This window comes from Leptolyngbya boryana PCC 6306 (assembly GCF_000353285.1).
GTDB classification, from domain to species: Bacteria; Cyanobacteriota; Cyanobacteriia; order Leptolyngbyales; family Leptolyngbyaceae; genus Leptolyngbya; species Leptolyngbya boryana.
In genome coordinates this window covers 1,922,769-1,940,806 of record NZ_KB731324.1, presented here as the reverse complement: position 1 = coordinate 1,940,806, position 18,038 = coordinate 1,922,769, and the positions used below count along the sequence as shown (strand labels likewise).

The window sequence follows — 18,038 nt, the reverse complement described above, 5'->3', positions numbered from 1 at the left end:
CAAAGCTCTTAGAATGAAGTGAGATTCTAGGTTGGGAGCAAAACCTATGGCACAGTTTAACGAGTATCATTTAGATCCCAAACAGTTTTCTTTCCTAAATCTTCTTCAGGAAAATTGGCAAGCGATTCGAGATGAATTTATTTCATTCAGGCAGAATGCTTCTCCCGAAGAAATAGAGCTTGCCTTCAATGTGATGGGGCCAAAAAGTAAAACAATTAAAACAAAAGGTAAGTCGAAATATAGTGCGTTTGGTGTGCTATTTCAAGGAATGTTTATTGAACAATATATTCAGGCACATCACCTTACATATCCGCAGTATGAGTTACAGAATGTCTCGGAAAAAGTACTTGAGTTAAGAAATCACTATTTCCCGAAGCTAGCAACCGCGATCGCGCAAACGAACGCCCTGCATGAGAATGTTTTAAGAAACGTCTATTTTGGAACGTTTCTGCCGGGGTTAGATGTGAAGCTGCATGTGAACTACAATCCCCATATGAATCGGGGCTATCTCGGTTTGATTGTGCCAGAAGGCGATATTGCGATGAAAATCTGTCATGACAAGCTGTACTGGCATGAGGGCGAGTTTATGGTGCTCGATCATAGCTATCCGCACTGCCCGCATAACTATACAGACTATGAAAGAACGGTGCTAGTCGTCGATTTCTTCAAAACGGATCAGCCGAGAGAAGACGTTGCCCGATTTGAGCAAGAGTTAGTCAAGCAGCGCATGGAGGAAGATCCTTATAGCTTGGGTGTTTTTGGCAAGAATGACAAAGCCAAGCCTGAAGACTTTGTTCTGTATGGTCTAAGTCATCAGTTGGAATGGGACAAAGGATTGGGGGCTTAGTTCGATTTGCCATCGCTGCCGAGATACTCTCGATAGCCACAAATTTTGTCTCCGCGTACATCGAAAGAAACTGCAACGCGATTTTTGTACGGCGTTCCCCGCATCAGTCCTTGATCGCGGAACTCGAATACGACTGTCGTTTCGTTGCTAGTGACACGATCGAGGGTCAATGTTAAGCCCTGCTCGTAAACTTCAGACACATAGTTAAAAAACTCGATCGCGCGTTCCTTCCCGACATTTAATCCCAAAAATTTCCCAAGCGGAAACCAGAACGAAAAATCATCGGTCAGCATATCGAAAAAAGCTTGCCAGTCTCCGGTCGCAAGTCCATGCTCAAAATGCGTGAATGCTTGCTGAGCAACAGCTAATGTATTGGCAGATTCTGAGGTCATACTAAAATGGCTCTAACGTTGTTCTAGAGGTTGATCATGGCAACTCGTGAAGTCATTGTCCCAAAAGGGATGGAAATGTTATACGAACGCTATCATTATTGTCCTGGTATTAAAATTGGTAACACTTTGTATATCGCTGGACAAGTTGGTCGAGATGAAAATATGCAAGTCGTAACGGAACCGGAAGCACAATTTGTTCAAACTTTTGAAAATGTCAGAAGAGTCTTAGATGCTGCGGGTGCAACGTTTGATCATGTTGTTGAAATGGTAACTTACCATGTGACGAGTCCAGAATTGTATGCTGCATCAGAGCAACAACCTTTTACAATTCCTTATCTCGCGTTGTTCATGCAGGTGAAAGATCGCTATTTTACGAATCCCTATCCCACTTGGACAGGAGTTGGAGTGACAACGCTTTCGACTCCTGGGTTAATTGTAGAAATTAAATGTACAGCCGTTCTGATGCCCTAGAATTTTACGACGACCTTGCCGCAGTTCTGACCACTGAGGAGATACTCGACGGCATCCGGTATCGCCTCAATGCCATGAAATTCTCTAGGATCAACCGCAACCTTGAGCTTACCTGTGTAAAACAGATCGAGTAAGCGATCGCGGGCTTCCTCTGCATATTCAGAAAAGTGCGGCATCAAAAAACCTCTCACTGAAGCAGATTTCCAAAACAATTTTTGATAAATTCGCGGTTGAGTCACAGATTCTAAATCATTCGCATACTCAGAAATAAAACCAACAACAACCAATCGCCCTCGAACTGCTAAATGCTCCACACAGGTATCGAAAGTTTGTTTTCCAACGCAATCAAAAGCTAAATTAATTCCGTTGGGATATTCTTGTTGGAGAACAGTATCTAGTGTTTCGTTTCGATAATTGATGATGCGATCGCATCCCAAACTTTCCAACAATTTTGCTTTTACTTCAGAGCCACAAACCCCAATCACATGATTTCCAGCAAGTTTAGCAAGCTGCACCGCAATATGTCCGACACCTCCGGCTGCGGCTGTTACTAAGACAGTTTCCCTGCTTTTCATCTCTCCAACTTCTTCGAGGGCAACGAGTGCTGACATTCCAGTAGGCATCAGTGTGAGAACTTCAGGAATAGCTTCGCGAATTTTGATTGCTTGGTGTGCAGAAATCACTTGGTATTCGCGATAACCACCACCTCGCACAGTGGTCGCGACGGCATCTCCAATTTGAATCGTGTTCACCTCTTCCCCGATTTCTACAACTTCGCCAACTGCTTCAACACCGAGATCAAATGGAGGAGTGAGATTCACGTAAGGAACATTGCCTTTGCATAGTAATGTATCGAATCCAGCATTGATGCCAGCAAATTTGTTGCGAATCAGGATTTCGCCAGAATTTGGAGTAGGAATGGGGAGTTCTTGAATGTCGATCGCACTTCTAAAATCATCACTCAATCGGGTTGCAATCAGTTTTTTGTAAGTTTTTGACATCATTCTACTGTTGAGTTCATGGGCAGTAAAAGCAGATGCTCACCTTCACTGCCAATTCGATCATCTGCTACCTTACCTCTATTACCTCATCCTCCAGAGAGGAGCGTTTCCCTGGATGGCTTGCAGAATCTCGCGGCGGCATCTTGAGAATCTCGCGAGCCTGTGCTGGCGTTGCAACTTCTCGACCCAGGATATGTGCCATCTGTGCAACCTTCTCGACTAACTCGCCATTGTGCGGTGTGCCAAAGCGGGTGTAAGGATGATCCCCTAATCCAATGCCGACATGACCTCCCTGTGTGATTGCCCAGGCTGCTAAGTGCATCACGTCCCCATTCCAGCACATCACCAACCAAGGCTCACCTGCGGGAATAGAATCTACTACCGCTTGTAAATTGGAGAGTGTTGGCAGAATGCCACTTGGCATGATTTCCCCTGTGAATACAAATTCCCAAAACGTATTCTCTGGGAGAAGTCCCATTTCTCGAAAGCAGAGCGCTGTACGAATTTGTCCCACATCCCAACAGACTGTACTCACAAAGATATCGTTTTCTTTTAGTATTTTTAGAACTTCTTGCATGTAAGCACGAGAACTAATATGGACTTGATCGTATGTTTGAAATTGCTTTGTCTGTGGGTTCCAGAAGTCTATATTCAGGGAGCCAAACTCTAAAGGAACCATATCAATTCCCAACGCTGGATTATTTTTTGCTGCTAGGATGTGCTTGACGCGATCGCTGACATGACTTTGTTTGGTAACGTAGTTCAACGTGGGATTGATAATCAGATCAGTCTTTTCTCGAATTCCCTGAATCGCTTCAAGATAAATGTCAACATCACTAATCCACGCACCACTAACTGGATCTCGCCCATGCCAATGAAAGATTGAGGCTCCCGCTTCCCAAGCACGAACAGCTTCCCGAACGATTTCCTGTGGGCTGTGTGGGCAGTTGGGATTCTCCTTACGGTAGTCCGTATCGTTGCTGCGACACTCGATGATAAGCGGTAGTTTGCCGTTCATGGTCTTCCTCCTGATTTTTCAAGACAATCGCTATCGTTTGAGATTGCTATTCATTTAGAAACTCAATGACAACCTTAGAGATTTGTTCTGGAATCTGATTCATCATGCAAATTGTGCCGCCTTGAATCTCAACGACTTTGCCGTGGGGAATCGCTTGAGATACGAAGTAACGATCTTTTGCAAGCGCCAATCCTAAATGCTCAAATTCTTGCACATCATCAATGCCCCACAAAATCATTGTTGGGCACTGAATCGATCGAAATCGTTCGGCGGCATCAATGCAATAGTTACCCACTGCCCAAACTGCATACAACGGATAGCCGAAACACTTGAGATCATCTAAGACCCAACGGTGATTTAACTGGGCTGAACCCACGTAGCGACTGCGAGCAAGCCAACGTTCCATGAGATGAGAACCATCGTCTTTGATCACAAAGCCTTCTTCAAATCGCCGCATTAGCTCTGCTTTTCCGGCTTCACCAAAACCTGCAACATTGCCCAAAATTAGTTTGTTCACGCGATCAGGATACGCTACTGCAATTTCACCAGAAACAAATGCGCCTGTGTGATTGCCTAAAACATCCGTTTTCTCGATGCCAAGTTCGTCAAGCAGTGCGATCGCAGTTTTAGCATAGTCCGTCACGGAATATAACCGAGGTGGCTTATCTGAATCACCAAATCCCATCAAATCCATCGCGATGACTTGTCTTCCCTGTTGAACGAATATCGGCATTAATTCGCGATATTCATCACTACTACGAGGATTCATATGGAGGAGTAACAGCGGCTTTCCTTCACCACCAACGCGGTAATGAATTTGACCATCTTCAGTATCGAGAAAAGCACGTTTAATTCGAGAAACCATAATTCTGATACAGTCGCTAAATAGTTGCTAAATAGTTGAGTTAAGCCGTTCTTCTTGAATCAAAGTCCGTTGATAGATTTTGTCCTGCTTGAACCAATGCCAAGTTCGCGCACGATGATTGTTACAGGGACTAATCTGAATCATTTCATAGAGGTAGAAATCTGGAACCGATTTGTAAGCAAACCACAGAATCACAGTTGAATCGTCTACTTCCCAAGCATGACCTTTAATGCGCTCAGTATCAAACCAGAGCTTTTTATCACAGTAAGCTCCTGGAAACTGATGCTCTTCTTGCTTACCATTGTCCCAAGTGTAGCGATTGATTTGATAGTACTTCGTCGGATCGTCGGTTGGAAATGAACAAGTCAAATGCGATCGATGACGATCGAGCACATTCCCGTCGCAATCGATCAAGGTATAGGTTCCCACCCAATCCCCTTCATGTCGAGCTAAAACAGGCATTTCTTCTCGAATATTTTCCATTGTGTCCTCCTATTGAAACCACCAAGGGTCAGTAACAGGTTTTGTTTTGATCAAATACGCTTTCTTGCGCATAAATCGCTTCAAAGCAGCAGAACCCATGCGCGATCCGCCCATACCAGAATAGTTAAACGCATTCTTCTCTCCTTCGTGAATCAAAGCGGTCAAGGCTGCGTCGTTAATGCTAATTGCACCTGCTTGAATGCGATCGCCTACAGATAATGCTTCTGTTTCTGACCCTGCAAATACGGCTGCACTTAGCCCATAGATAGTATCGTTTGCCAATTGCACCGCTTCCTCTACAGTTGTAAAAGGCATAATCGGCATGATTGCTCCGAATGTTTCTTCAGTCATGATTTTCATGCTGTGATCTACATTCGTGAGCACTGTTGGATAGCACCACCATCCGCCTGCTAGATTTTCAACTTTTCCGCCACATTGAACGATCGCACCTTTGTCGATCGCATCTTGTAATTGATCTGAAATAATTGCGGCTTGGCGCTCGGCAATCATTGGCCCAATTTCGCCACTATTCACAGTTGGATAGGCAAGTTTGAGTTGTTTTGCTTTAGAAACGAGCTGTTCTGTAAAAGGTTCAGCGATCGATTGATCCACATAAATTCGCTCGATCGACAAACAAGACTGTCCTGTATTAACCACTGAACCCCATAAAATTGCAGAAGTTGCGAGATCTAAATCTGCGGATTTTAGAACGATCGCAGGGTCTTTTCCGCCCAATTCTAAAAAAGCAGGAATAAATTGCTTTGCTGCCGCCTCCGCAACGATTCGCCCAGTTTTCACACTCCCTGTAAAGCACACTAAATCAACCTGCTCGATTAAAGCCGCTCCCGTTTCTCCCGCTCCTTCAATAACAGTAAATATCTCGCGCAGTTTCGGAACTTCATCCAACGTTTTTAACAAGGGTTGAATGAATCGAGGTGCAATCTCACTCGGTTTTACAATCACAGCACATCCAGCAAGTAAGGCTGGAATCGTATCAATCATTGCTAGTAAAAATGGAAAATTCCACGGACTGATCACACCGACCAGTGGATAAGGAACAGAATCTTGTTTGAGATGAATGAATGGAATTGCAGTAGGTTTCTCGATTTCTTGTAACAGTTCTGGAGCTAGCTTACACCAGCGATCGAGACTCGATAGTACAGAATCAATCTCTAGCACTGAAACACCGAATCGACCTGTATCTGCAACTAATGCGGTTAGTAAAGCTTCGCGATGAGTTTGAATCGCTTGTTGCCACTGCTGGAGTGCACTGATTCGCTGTTCTAAGCTTTCAGCCCAAACAGGTTGAGCCATTCGTAAGCGATCGCACTCCTCAGAAAGCTTTGGAGGAGTAATCCAGTAATCGATCTCTCCTGTGCGAGGATTACGAACCGGAATGCTTGACATGGTTCAAATCACTCCCCGCTTCGCTAAACGTTCGATCGTTGCTAACTGAGTTTGAATAAAATGCTTACGCTCGATCGCGCCATTTGCCATTGTATTCTTAGGATAGAACTCTGCATTCTGATAGCTCTCCACATAAGCATCAAACCGTTGACGCGATAGTAAATTTCCCAATCCAGGCTGCCGACGATAGCGGCGCAAAGCAGTTAAATCGACTTCTGCAAAAGCTGCCATACTCTCACCCGCCCCGGTTTCTGCGAGTACTAAGCCCCGATAATCGACAACTTTAGACCCGCCATCGACAGATGAAATGGGAATCGGACTATCTGCAATTCCGGCAGTATTTGCTGAAATTACATACATCATATTTTCTACAGCGCGGCTAATCTTTGCTGCTTCTTTCGGCGCACGGGCTTGACCATAAATTTCAGAAGTCGGATGGAGCAACACTTCCGCCCCACGCATTGCCAAACAGCGCGACACTTCTGGAAACAAAATCTCATCTGATGCGACTGCTGCAAGATTGCCAATTTCGGTTTGAGCGACGGGAAACACACCCTCTAATCCATACTGATCAAGATAACGATCCCACACATCGTGAGGAGTAGGCGCAAACAGTGAATTCAAGCGGCGATAGCGCAAAACAACTGAGCCACTCGGGTCTAACACAAAGCAAGTTTGAAAATATAAGCCTGGGAAATGTGGATCGACTTCGTAAGCATTTCCGGCTAAGAAAATTCGATGAGTTTGAGCGATTTTGCCTAAAGCTTCGTACTCTGCACCTGCCATTTCCAAACAAGCTTTTTCTGCCCAATCTTCCAGAGATTCGCCCAGTGGAAACCCAGTGAGGAAATATTCTGGCAAAACAATTAAGCGACATCTCGACCCAATAAATGCAAGGCTTGCAGCAATTTGAGGTTCTAACCGCGCGATCGCACTTTGAATTCGCGATCGGGCTTCTTGTCGATCGCGGCTTTGATTAATCGCATGACAGGTTACCTGAAGTGCTAATGCTTGATAAGCAAGCTCATGGTCAATCATCATAGTGCTGCTGCTGAGGATTGCGCGTGAATTCTAGCATCGATACAACGATTCTCACCGACTTGCGTTGTAAAACTTGAGAGAAACGCCAATATAATTCAGGCAGTGCAACATGGGGGAATCCTGACATGTCAGTTTCAACTCAGCTTCTCGATGCCAAACATTGGGTAAAAGTGCGATCGTCGCTCGACCCGACGCAATCGAATTTCTTAATCTGGACAGGTTCGATTCACTCGTTTATCCCTGGTGAAAAGCGACAGCGCTTGTTCAAAATGGTCGGAATGAGCGTGAGTCGTTGTCTTCCCACTGAGGAGAATAGTTGGAAGTTCACCTCTAGAGAATTAACGTACTACTTAGACCCACAGACAGGTGAGAAGCTCGAAACTTGGAAAAATCCCTGGACTGAGGAAGTTCTGCCCGTCATGCATGTTGCAAACAATCCGATTCAAGGACTTTTCAAAGGACAGTTTCCTGCCCAAGTCGATGATGAAACGACAACTCTATCGTTTGATATCTTTCCGGCTTATCCCAGTCCCCTTGCTGATCCAAAGTTTGCCGAGTACTTCCCCAATCCCGATTACCAAGCTGCGGAGTTGTTTAAGTTTATGATTCCGACAGATGAGCTATTTGATGACCAAGTCCTCTCGATTTCTAAGCTCTGGCTGAGTTGGGATCGCATTGGGCCTTGGTTACCTTGGATGAAAATGGGCGATCGCGCTGGATACTTAATCTACAGTGCTACGGGTAAGAAAGTCGATGGCTTTGAGCAGTTGCCTCAGTTGCTTCAAGATGAGATTAATACGCGAATGCCACTGTATCGAGATGCTCCAGCAGATCAGCTAGATACGGAAGATATGACTTCTTGGCTTTACTTTGAGAAGCATTTTGATGCTTATCTGGCGGGGGAGACTTTTCCGATTCCGGCGGCTTAGCGGGGAGTGGGGAGTAGGGGTTCTTTTCTTGTCTTCATGAGGGTGTTTGAAACGTATCAAGAATTTCCTCGCTCCGTTCTATTCCGGGGGCGGGTGAAGGCGATGAACGATACGTTGCAAACATCCTCTTAACTCTCGATTAATGTCCAGAAGTAACCATCAGGAGCAGTAAAAGAAAAGCTACGATCGCCAAATTCATCCAAACAAATTTCAGTCACATTTCGAGCAGAACTTGCCTGAATGCGATCGCGATATTCCTCAACCTCCCCAACTCGATAGGTATATAAGGACATTCCTAAACATCCAGGTTGTGCCTTCTCAAACTGCTCTGGGACTACAGATGCTTCTGGAAATCTCACAATGTACAATCGTCCAGACCGCGCGGCTTGCCAATCTGTCGCAGACGATCGCGGATCATCAAATGCAGTCACAATAAACTTCTCGCCGGGTTGCAAATCAAAAAACACGCGCCCCGCCTCTGAAAACTCATAGAACGTTTCTACATCGTCCCGCACTCGCAACAATCCCAAAACATCTTCGTAAAACTGGATGGTTTCCTTGCTATCATCCTGAACAATCATGCCCATGTGAGTGACTTGGCTGGCTTTGAATGCAGATTGTTCATTGATCTGCCCATAGTTTGGCACACTATACCCAAAGCGTTGAAATAAAACCTGTCGCGTCAAAGGCTGCAATAGTAGGGCTTCACGAACCCCGATCGTATCGTCTAGAAACGGGCGCATCTTGCGATCTTTGTTGTAAATGATCTCCCAATACGGCATTGTGTAACGAATTGGAAATCCTGCGCGATCGGCTTCTTCTGCCTGATTGAGAATCGTTAGCACATCTGCTGTCATCGTCGTTGCCCAACGATTACCTCTGACTCGCATTGATGCCAGCCCTAAGCCTTCATTTCGGGGATGCTCCCACTGCATGAGTCGGATCAAACCATGATCCGCCGTTTGATGCGTCAGTCGCACTGAATGCAAAGCAGAATTTGATTGATATAACCGTTGAGCGCTCTCGGCTGAAAGGCTACCTGTTTGATCCACACTGTAGCCAAACTGCTGCCAATACGCGATCGCGCTATCGATATCAGAAACTCCAATGCACACATCGTAAATGCCTGTAATCATGTTGCTACTTCTCTCTGTGCGGCTTGTTTCTCAAAATACTGTTGATGATCCTCTGTCGCTAACCAATAATCAGCAGCAGGTTGAATTTCAGTCACAATTGGCTTGTCATAGCGGTTTGAACGATCTAAAGCCAGCTTAGATTGGCGCGCGATCGCGGCTTGTTCTGAGGTGTGATAAAAAATCACAGAACGATACTGATCGCCTCGATCTGCACCTTGTCGATTTAAGCTCGTTGGATCATGAATTCGCCAAAACACATCCAGTAAAGCCTCATAACTGACCTGTGCCGGATCATATTCAACTTGGCAGACTTCCGCATGTCCAGTAATTCGCGAGAGCACATCCAGATAGCAAGGATTCTCGAAATGTCCACCCATATACCCAACAGAAGTAGATTTCACGCCCGAAATCTTACGAAATGCGGCTTCTACCCCCCAAAAACATCCTGCTCCAAACGTTGCTTTTTCCATATCATCTCTCTGAAACGCTCTACATCTAGAATCGCATTCTATAGATACCCTAACCAAGAAGCAGCCCAAGCGATCGCGGCTCCACCAAGTACCAACCAGACGGCACTGACTCGAAATCGAATCGCAAGCAAGGCACTCATGAGTGCGATCATAGTTGCTAAAACATCGATAAATGGAGCTGACGATTTTCCAAGCGTTGCGATCGCGAGTTGCACCGTTACGACAACCATTAATCCGACCGCACTGACATTCACTGCATCTAAGAATGCCGAAGCCCATTCAGAACGACGTAAGAGCGGAATCACAGGATTCAGCAGCACCACGAACACAAACGACGGTAAGAAAATTCCGATCGTCGAAACAATCGCCCCAGGAATTCCTCCGATTACATAGCCAATGAATGTTGCTGTCGAAAGAATTGGACCTGGTGTAAATTGACCAATTGCGATCGCATCAAACAATTGCTGCTGAGTTAACCAACCCAAATTGTCAACAAACGATCCTTGAATAAAGGCAATTAAGACATATCCACCCCCAAACAACACACTTCCAATCTTCAGAAATGTCCAGCCTAATTGCCAGAGTGAGAATGGAACGGTAGTCAGCCCGACTGCTGCCGTTGCTTTCAGAGCCGATGTAAGCGTCAACCCTGTGATCAATAAATTCGCCTGCTCGTTTGATCGATCGTGCGGTGTTTTCAGCCAGAGCATTCCTAGAAAACCACCGAGCAGCAAAGCGACAATTTCACTCACACGAGCGAACCAGACGAGCAAAATCACGATCAGCGCGATCGCAAATAATATGCGATTCTTCACTGCTTTCTTGCCCAATCGCCACAGGGCATCAACGACGATCGCAAGTACCGCAGGCTTAATGCCATAGAGCAAAAAAGCAAGCTGTGGCAGCGCACCCAACGCAACATAAGCCCAGGCAAATCCGAGCGTAATCAGCACCGCAGGCAGAATAAAACACACCCCTGCTACGATCAGCCCTAACCAACCTGCATAGAGATACCCAACATGAATAGCAATCTCAGTCGAATTGGGACCTGGAATCAAGTTAGTCGCCCCAATCAGATCGAGGAACTCTTCGCGCCTGAGCCATTGTCGCTTCACGACGACTTCCTCTTCCATCATGGCAATGTGGGCATTTGGGCCACCAAAGCCAATTGTGCCAAGTTTCAGAAAGAGGTGCGCAAGTTCGATCAGTCGAGCAGAATGTAATGAGGAAGACATAACCTAAATTCTGTAATAAGACTCAGGATATAGTCTCTGAAAATACAGTTTCATCTTCTTTTCTCCAAGCCGGATCAACGATACAGATAAATACGATCGCTTCGGTTCCAGTATTGCGAAGGAATTGAACCGCATTCGGCGGAATATAGACTGCATCTCCAGGCTCAATCATTTGCAATTCGTTATCGATCGACATTTCTCCTGTGCCGCTCAGAATGTAGTAAACCTCAGAAGTCGTGAGTGAATGCGGAAGTGAAGTTGCACCGACAGGCAAAATTGCATGAGCGAGACTGTAGCGCAGATTGATCGGTTGCTTATCGGGGTGTAAAAGCTCACATAGGATCGTTTGATCTCCTGCAAAAAATTCTTCACACTCATTCAATTTTCGGATCAACATGATCTGCCCACCTCTCAATCAAGCGTTAGTTTCCTTAATCTAAACTAAACGTGGATTGCGCGATCGACACTCCAAGTAGATGAGCATAATTCAACACCAGTTCGGCAAGTTCTCTCGCTCCGTTCTATCTCGCCCCGAATTCAGTGGGTTTCAACCTACTTCGCACAGTTAGACCCGTATTTTCAATGCGGGGCGAGATGCAAACGAGAACGACTTATTTACCGCGTCTAACATAACCCGTGCCATTCAGCCAAATCGCACTCTTGGGGTCTTTGGGATCGGTAATAATGATGCGGTTTTCTGTCGTCCCATCGTCATAGTTAATCCGCAAGACTAACCCATCGATTTGGTACCGTCCCCGTTGGTTCGGTGCGACCGAGGATGTGACCACACTACTGCCCCCACTTGATGCGGATGAACCCGCACCATTACCTCGTACAATTCGACCATCTGGAAAAAACGTGTAAGCACGCCACGCTGCCACAGAAGCACTTCCACCGATCGCGACGTTGCCCGTCCCGGAAAGAGATCGATAGGTTCCATTTAAGCGAAACTGACTCGGTAAAGATTGATAAGTCGTGGGAAAAGGGAGTGCCTTCCATCCTTTAGCAGTTTTTAATTGCACCCGTCCGCCGCTGCGCTGCCACTGCGTCCAATCTTCAGGATGGGCGCGTCGATAGGCATCCAGGCCACCCGCATACATCAAACCTTTCACATCGGTGAGCGCTTCGCCATTCCGAAACAGCACAACCGGATAGATATCCTGCGTCAAGAATCCACCAACGCCCATAATGGTTCGCATATTGAAACCAAAAGAGTCGATCGTCGCAACTACCTTGGAAACATCAGAGTCAGATTTAGACGACATCGCTGTTGGATTGCTTGAACGATTCGTCGTTCTAGACCCAGAATTTGTGATCTGCTGTGGCTTGGTATTGTTCGTCGATGGTGAACCTGCGGTTGCGACTGTGGGTGAAGCAAGCCGTGTAACCGATACAGCAAGATTACAGGGATCAGCATTGGGCTGTTTCTGAGTCAGAGCAGTGAGCAAAATTGAAGCTCCTTTGTCCAGTTGGCGCTGCATATCCGCGGATAGCCCCTGAATTTGAGTCCGAAGCGCAGTCACATTTTGTCCCTTTTCCCAAGCAGCGATAGATGCGGATTCACTAGCATTAAAACTCCGCCCTGCTGCACATTGAGTAGACAACTGATCAAACACTTTCACAATCAGAGCAGCACGGGCAAAGGATTCGTCGATCGCTGGCTGTTTCTGCGCTCTAGCTACTGTAGATAAACCAAGCACAAGTCCAGCGGCAAGCACAATACTTAGCCGCGAGCTTAAAAAAATCGTGGATGTTTTCATATTGCTTAAAAATCAATGACATTCCGACTTGGATCACACCCTTGGAACCAAAGAGAATGAACTCACTTGTTCAAAACTCAAGCGTTTCTAAAAAAGTTTGTCTGGAACTACTACCTTCACAATCCAGCACCCAATTCAAGCCACCATTAAAGCACAACACAGAACATCAGAGGTAGAGTTAGAGGTAGGATAGTTGCCAAAAGCGATGATGTCTCACAATGAGATCTCATTGTGAGACATCATCGCTCTTTCAGTTCAACGATTCAGATCAAAATAGATGAAACCTCAATTTAACTTCTTTCAGCACTGGTATCCGCTTACTCCTATTGAAGATCTAGAGATCAATCAACCTACCGCAGTCACCGTACTAGGATTACGGCTAGTCATCTGGAAACCGAAGTCTGCTGAGACGTTTCAAGTATTCTTAGATCAGTGTCCTCACCGTCTTGCTCCACTCAGCGAAGGGCGAATTGACGAAAAAACGGGAAATTTGATGTGTAGCTACCACGGCTGGCAATTTGACTCGCGAGGCGTTTGTACTCAGATTCCCCAAGCGGACAATCCAGAATTAGTCAGTAAAAATCAAGATAATTTATGCGCGATCGCGTTTCCGGTGCAACAGCAGCAAGAGTTACTTTGGGTTTGGCTCGATCCAGCATCTCCTGAGCAAGCTGCACAAACTCCGTTGCCTTTATCGCCTCAGATCGATGCAAGTAAAGGCTTTGTCTGGTCTTCTTTCGTGCGCGATCTAGAATACGACTGGCAGACCTTAGTCGAAAATGTCACTGATCCGAGTCATGTGCCTTTTGCACATCACGGAGTCCAAGGCGATCGCAATAAAGCCGCCCCAATGCCCATTAAAATTGTGCAATCGACACCCGAACGGATTGAAGCAACTGCTTCAGGGCGATTTCCTGCAACAATTACGTTTGAGCCTCCTTGCCGTTTAGAGTATGCCATTCAGTTTGGGGATAGCGGCAAGCAAGTGGGACTCGTGACCTATTGCATTCCTGTGTCTCCAGGAAAATCGAGAATTGTCGCTCAGTTCCCGCGCAACTTTGCACAAGCCCTGCATCGATTTACGCCGCGCTGGTGGGAACATATCCAGACGCGCAATCAGGTGCTAGATGGAGATATGATTTTACTTCAGCAGCAAGAGTATTTTTTGCATCAAAAAACGCGCACCGAAAGTTGGAAAACTGCCTATAAGTTACCGACGAGCGCAGATCGTTTAGTCATTGAGTTTCGCAACTGGTTCGATCAATATTGCCAAGGACACCTGCCGTGGAGCGAAGTTGGACTCGAAGCACAACCGCGCTGGAATGATCATCGTGAGCAGGTTCTCGATCGCTATCAACAACACACACAGCATTGTAGTAGCTGTCGTAAAGCACTCTTAACGATCGATCGCTTACAGATAGCACTCTTAATTTACTTTGCGCTCACAGTCGCGATCGTTGCACTTTTGCCAGATGCGCTCCGATTGAAACTCGGTCTACCCGGCATTGCGATCGCAGTTTTGGGACTAGGCATTTATGGTGGACTAAAGTTTTGGCTTCGTCCGAAGTTTTACTTTGTAGATTATATTCATGCACAGAAATGAGCTTGCAAGATTTTGGGCTTGAGTTCCAATCAGAGATCGAGGATTGTCAAAGATTAAGACGTATAGATTTACGTCGATCGTTTGGAAATTGCTGAGTGCTTATGGTAGTCAGTATTGACCAATAATATCCATAATTCCAGGGGTCATGATGTCGATCGACTACTCAAAAGCCGCAAAGTGTGCTCTCTTCTGTAAAAAAGTCTACGAAAACTTTGACACAGTTCGTTTTGACGGCATCACTCTCACTCCAGTCTTGATCAGCGAAGCGAAAACAGATACGCAGTGCGCCATTCTCACCGAAGGAACATCTGCCACGATCGTCTTTCGAGGTAGTGATTCGTCTCAGGATTGGGAAACTGATTTTACTACACGATTAGAGCGCGCCCAGTTTGATCAAAATGTGATTCAGGAGTTAATTGTCGAACCTAAAGAGAAAACCTATCCTTATGCAACGAAGAATAGTTCAAACGCGCAGATGCATAGCGGGTTTGTAGCGGCTTACTTTGCCGTTCGCAATCAAATTCATGATTACATTAGGACGAGTGAAGTCACGAATGTGGTTACGACTGGGCATAGTTTAGGGGGAGCATTGGCAACATTGTGTGCCGTCGATCTGCAATACAATTTTTCAGCAAAGATTACGGTCGAATCTTATACTTACGGTTCACCCGCAGTGGGAAATGGTGGATTTCGAGATTCCTACAATGAGCGGGTTCCGAATACCTATCGAATTGTTCATGGAATGGATCTCGTGCCAGAGCTACCGCGATGGTGGCAAGGTTATAAATCAGTCGATAAGGAAATTCGGATTGGCAAACGCTTCAGTCTAAACTTTATTAGCCAACGGTTCAAAGATCACGCGATCGACTGCTACATCAACGTGCTCAAACAGTTGGTGAAATAGAGAGATGAAACAGCAAAAGCCAGTGATAAGCTGGCTTTTCAATTCAGTTCGATGAAGAAGGTTGAGATTACAATGCAAGTCTAAAGCGGGGTTTAGCAACCATAGCCTCCGCCCGTGAACACCGATTTCAACTGGTTTCCTTGTAATTCGTAAAGGCTGAAAGTAATGGCTTCATACCCATTGTTCTGAATCAGTACTTCTTGTTGACCATCTCCATTTGCATCGATCGTGCCGACAATTTCATAGATTCGTCCAGCCTCGATAGCAGGCACAAAGTAAGGAACAGCCTGAGATGAAAGAAGTTGCGGTTGAGACGCGCCATAGCCTAACCAAACATTGGCATAGATTGAGCTAACAGTTGGTCGATCTCGGTTGGGTTGAACCCCTCGTGCCGGAGCTTTCCTTAACTTTCCAAACACTTCTGGCTGCCCATCGCCATTGAGATCAAACACTCGGAGTTCAACGAGTGTGACTGTTCCTTGAACTGATTTTGCCTGTGGGTTCTTGGCGATTTCGTTTGTCCCAATCCGAATTAAATCTTTGCGATATTGATCGAGTTGGGCACGAGTTGGGCGAACTGTTGTAGCCGGAGTCGTTACTTTTGCAGCGATCGCGGAACGCCAAGTTTCATCAAATTCTTGACCATTGAAGACACCACTTGAGGTTCTTTGGCTAGCGCGAGGAAGCTGATTAAATGCGAGGTTGAGATCTGACTGTCCCGCAAGCTTTCCTCGTCCAACTAAAACCGCAGAACAAGCAAATTGACCTACTCCCAGTCGATCGACGCTGAATTTGCCCAGGGCATAACCTGGATTCGCGATCGTGAAAGTCGGATTCGTATTGAGCACACTGTTTGCCGCATTGCGCTGAACGATCTCTGCTTCTTTTGAATCTTCTCGAACTTCTGGAGTTACGTCGAGGCTAGCATCGGTGTAGCGTCCGTTCCTGTATTGTGCGATCGGATAAATTTCTCCTCGATACTGTTGATTGAGATTGTTACGTTTGAGCATGAAAAGCCCAATGAGATTATCTTGCACAGGTTGTGCCGAAGGTTGAGAGACTGCGCGCGGCGAAGAATTTATAACGGCACAACTTACTAAAGTCAGAGCCGTGCCAACCAAAGAAAACAATTTTAAGTTTGTCATTTTCGGGTGTCTGTAGCGTTAGAGTTTAGCGAGATGGCGTTGTCGAACTGTCAAGGGTCATTTACTGACAAACGGCATCCTCTAAAAACAGGAATCTCAATTTTTCCTAAACTGATGGAGATTGCATAAGTAAAGACACACGAGCAGAAGAGTAGGTTCCGTAAATGGTTGGGCTACTAGAAATTTGGTGGGGAGTGGGGAGTGGGGAGTGGGAGACTCTATTTCGCTGGACTTGCTCCTCGATCGCGAGTCCGCCAGCGCATGACAAGCTGTGTAATCCGAGAAATTCCAAATCCGAATAATCCAATCACCAATAGTCCTGCTAGCGCTGGAACTGTAAAAGCCAAAACCGACAATGCAGTCGCAATCACAAGTTCAATCGCTGCAAAAATCGGATTCGTCAAACCTCCTGAAGCTGCTGTTGAAGTTCCGCGCAGCAGATTTGTGAATAGCTTCGTAATTCCTGCTGTTCCGCCTCCAGCAACGATCGCTAACGTCCATTGAATTAACGGATTCATATCTGGCGAAACCGATGCTGCCACAATCGTGCCGACAATCATTGCGGCTGGAGTAGCTAAAACATCAAGTGCATGGTCAAACCAAGGAATGGAGTAGCCAATAATTTCGAGAACGGTTGCGATCGCGAATAACGTCAATGCCTGCTGATTCTCAATCCAATCAAAATTACTCGGCAAATCGTAGTGTCCCAAAACCGAGAACGCACTCAGCGCTAGCAGTGGCACAAAGACGCGAAATCCTGCCGCTGCACTCAAACTGATGCCCAGAAGCAATTCAATCACCGTATGAAGAGTCAAATCCACAGCATTTTCCTCAAGGGCTTTAACTCTTAAATGTAGATCGCACTCGTCAATATTGCAGTCGTAAATCCGGCTCAATTCTGGTGAGAAATCCCACCCGGACAGCAACGCAGTTTGCTTCGACAATTCAAGTGAGCCTATGGAGTAAAAAAATGAACCGCCTAGAACAAGGATGCGAATGTTGTCAGCAGGGTGAATTTCTAACAGCGATCGCCCATTTCGATCAAGCGATTCAAGCCGATCCAACCTGTGCGACGGCTTGGAACTATCGAGGGAATGCACTCTCCGGATTAAAGCGCTATGCCGAGGCATTGAGAGATTACGATCAAGCGGTCTTTCTAAAGCCTGACTATCATGCAGCCTGGTTCAATCGGGGAGCCATGCTAACTGAAATGGCAGCCTATGGCAACGCGATCGCGTCTTACGATCGCGCCATTCAGCACAAACCCGATCCGGTTTATCTCCACGCGCGAGCCTCGATCGGCATCAAGCAGCAACTGATCTTTACGTAAA

General features: G+C 46.1%; 21 protein-coding genes. 6 read left to right on the top strand and 15 right to left on the bottom strand.

What is annotated here, in order from left to right:
• Positions 1-46: 46 nt before the first annotated feature.
• On the top strand, positions 47-847 hold the full coding sequence (locus LEPBO_RS0109650; RefSeq protein ID WP_017287354.1) for an aspartyl/asparaginyl beta-hydroxylase domain-containing protein: 801 nt from the start codon (positions 47-49) through the stop codon (positions 845-847).
• On the opposite strand, the gene LEPBO_RS0109645 is transcribed toward LEPBO_RS0109650, so the two are convergent.
• On the bottom strand, positions 844-1,239 hold the full coding sequence (locus LEPBO_RS0109645; protein WP_017287353.1) for a nuclear transport factor 2 family protein: 396 nt from the start codon (positions 1,237-1,239) through the stop codon (positions 844-846). The genes LEPBO_RS0109650 and LEPBO_RS0109645 overlap by 4 nt on opposite strands.
• A 36-nt stretch (positions 1,240-1,275) precedes the next feature.
• Between LEPBO_RS0109645 and LEPBO_RS0109640 the strand changes: the two genes are divergently transcribed.
• Complete coding sequence (locus LEPBO_RS0109640; protein WP_017287352.1) at positions 1,276-1,710, top strand: RidA family protein; 435 nt, start codon at positions 1,276-1,278, stop codon at positions 1,708-1,710.
• Here LEPBO_RS0109640 and LEPBO_RS0109635 read toward each other — a convergent pair.
• The 7 genes from LEPBO_RS0109635 to LEPBO_RS42835 all read right to left on the bottom strand — a co-directional run bounded on the left by LEPBO_RS0109635 (position 1,707) and on the right by LEPBO_RS42835 (position 7,652).
• Positions 1,707-2,714: a zinc-binding dehydrogenase gene (locus tag LEPBO_RS0109635; RefSeq protein WP_026148527.1), complete on the bottom strand. Its 1,008-nt coding sequence runs from the start codon at positions 2,712-2,714 to the stop codon at positions 1,707-1,709. The two genes, LEPBO_RS0109640 and LEPBO_RS0109635, sit on opposite strands and share 4 nt — an antisense overlap.
• A gap of 64 nt (positions 2,715-2,778) precedes the next feature.
• Positions 2,779-3,729 (bottom strand): beta-keto acid cleavage family enzyme, encoded by a 951-nt coding sequence (locus tag LEPBO_RS0109630; protein WP_017287350.1) that lies wholly within the window; start codon positions 3,727-3,729, stop codon positions 2,779-2,781.
• Between the two features lie 46 nt (positions 3,730-3,775).
• On the bottom strand, positions 3,776-4,594 hold the full coding sequence (locus LEPBO_RS0109625) for an alpha/beta fold hydrolase (RefSeq protein ID WP_017287349.1): 819 nt from the start codon (positions 4,592-4,594) through the stop codon (positions 3,776-3,778).
• A gap of 27 nt (positions 4,595-4,621) precedes the next feature.
• Positions 4,622-5,077, bottom strand: a complete 456-nt coding sequence (locus LEPBO_RS0109620) for a DUF3598 family protein (protein ID WP_017287348.1) — start codon at positions 5,075-5,077, stop codon at positions 4,622-4,624.
• Positions 5,078-5,086: 9 nt separating this feature from the next.
• Entirely contained in the window at positions 5,087-6,484 is a 1,398-nt protein-coding gene (locus LEPBO_RS0109615) for an aldehyde dehydrogenase family protein (protein ID WP_017287347.1), read from the bottom strand.
• 3 nt (positions 6,485-6,487) lie between these two features.
• Complete coding sequence (locus LEPBO_RS0109610) at positions 6,488-7,525, bottom strand: nitrilase-related carbon-nitrogen hydrolase (RefSeq protein WP_017287346.1); 1,038 nt, start codon at positions 7,523-7,525, stop codon at positions 6,488-6,490.
• Positions 7,515-7,652 (bottom strand): hypothetical protein, encoded by a 138-nt coding sequence (locus tag LEPBO_RS42835; RefSeq protein WP_017287345.1) that lies wholly within the window; start codon positions 7,650-7,652, stop codon positions 7,515-7,517. Before LEPBO_RS42835 ends, LEPBO_RS0109610 begins: the two co-directional genes overlap by 11 nt.
• On the opposite strand from LEPBO_RS42835, the gene LEPBO_RS0109600 reads away from it, so the two are divergent.
• Positions 7,651-8,454 carry a DUF1838 domain-containing protein gene (locus LEPBO_RS0109600; RefSeq protein WP_017287344.1) on the top strand — a complete coding sequence of 268 codons (804 nt, stop codon included), beginning with the start codon at positions 7,651-7,653 and terminating at the stop codon, positions 8,452-8,454. The genes LEPBO_RS42835 and LEPBO_RS0109600 overlap by 2 nt on opposite strands.
• Before the next feature lie 128 nt (positions 8,455-8,582).
• On the opposite strand, the gene LEPBO_RS0109595 is transcribed toward LEPBO_RS0109600, so the two are convergent.
• The 5 genes from LEPBO_RS0109595 to LEPBO_RS36640 all read right to left on the bottom strand — a co-directional run bounded on the left by LEPBO_RS0109595 (position 8,583) and on the right by LEPBO_RS36640 (position 13,055).
• A complete protein-coding gene (locus LEPBO_RS0109595; RefSeq protein ID WP_017287343.1) occupies positions 8,583-9,590 on the bottom strand; it encodes a VOC family protein in 1,008 nt (335 codons plus the stop codon).
• Positions 9,587-10,060, bottom strand: coding sequence for a peptide-methionine (S)-S-oxide reductase MsrA (gene msrA, locus LEPBO_RS0109590; protein WP_017287342.1), 474 nt, complete (start codon positions 10,058-10,060; stop codon positions 9,587-9,589). Before msrA ends, LEPBO_RS0109595 begins: the two co-directional genes overlap by 4 nt.
• 38 nt (positions 10,061-10,098) lie before the next feature.
• On the bottom strand, positions 10,099-11,295 hold the full coding sequence (gene chrA / locus LEPBO_RS0109585) for a chromate efflux transporter (protein ID WP_017287341.1): 1,197 nt from the start codon (positions 11,293-11,295) through the stop codon (positions 10,099-10,101).
• Positions 11,296-11,317: 22 nt separating this feature from the next.
• Positions 11,318-11,692 (bottom strand): cupin domain-containing protein, encoded by a 375-nt coding sequence (locus LEPBO_RS0109580; RefSeq protein WP_017287340.1) that lies wholly within the window; start codon positions 11,690-11,692, stop codon positions 11,318-11,320.
• A gap of 214 nt (positions 11,693-11,906) precedes the next feature.
• The gene (locus LEPBO_RS36640; protein ID WP_017287339.1) at positions 11,907-13,055 is read right to left on the bottom strand and encodes a hypothetical protein; all 1,149 of its coding nucleotides are present in this window, start codon (positions 13,053-13,055) and stop codon (positions 11,907-11,909) included.
• A 277-nt stretch (positions 13,056-13,332) separates the two neighbouring features.
• On the opposite strand from LEPBO_RS36640, the gene LEPBO_RS0109570 reads away from it, so the two are divergent.
• Together LEPBO_RS0109570 and LEPBO_RS0109565 are read left to right on the top strand one after the other, a co-directional pair.
• Positions 13,333-14,658, top strand: coding sequence for an aromatic ring-hydroxylating dioxygenase subunit alpha (locus LEPBO_RS0109570; protein WP_017287338.1), 1,326 nt, complete (start codon positions 13,333-13,335; stop codon positions 14,656-14,658).
• A gap of 145 nt (positions 14,659-14,803) precedes the next feature.
• Positions 14,804-15,562, top strand: a complete 759-nt coding sequence (locus LEPBO_RS0109565) for a lipase family protein (protein ID WP_197693277.1) — start codon at positions 14,804-14,806, stop codon at positions 15,560-15,562.
• A gap of 92 nt (positions 15,563-15,654) precedes the next feature.
• Here the strand turns inward: LEPBO_RS0109565 and LEPBO_RS0109560 are convergent, their stop codons facing one another.
• Together LEPBO_RS0109560 and LEPBO_RS36635 are read right to left on the bottom strand one after the other, a co-directional pair.
• Complete coding sequence (locus LEPBO_RS0109560) at positions 15,655-16,707, bottom strand: hypothetical protein (protein ID WP_017287336.1); 1,053 nt, start codon at positions 16,705-16,707, stop codon at positions 15,655-15,657.
• 218 nt (positions 16,708-16,925) lie between these two features.
• Entirely contained in the window at positions 16,926-17,651 is a 726-nt protein-coding gene (locus LEPBO_RS36635; protein ID WP_197693278.1) for a DUF4126 domain-containing protein, read from the bottom strand.
• Between the two features lie 26 nt (positions 17,652-17,677).
• On the opposite strand from LEPBO_RS36635, the gene LEPBO_RS0109550 reads away from it, so the two are divergent.
• On the top strand, positions 17,678-18,037 hold the full coding sequence (locus tag LEPBO_RS0109550) for a tetratricopeptide repeat protein (protein WP_144056177.1): 360 nt from the start codon (positions 17,678-17,680) through the stop codon (positions 18,035-18,037).
• The last annotated feature ends 1 nt before the right edge of the window (position 18,038 follow it).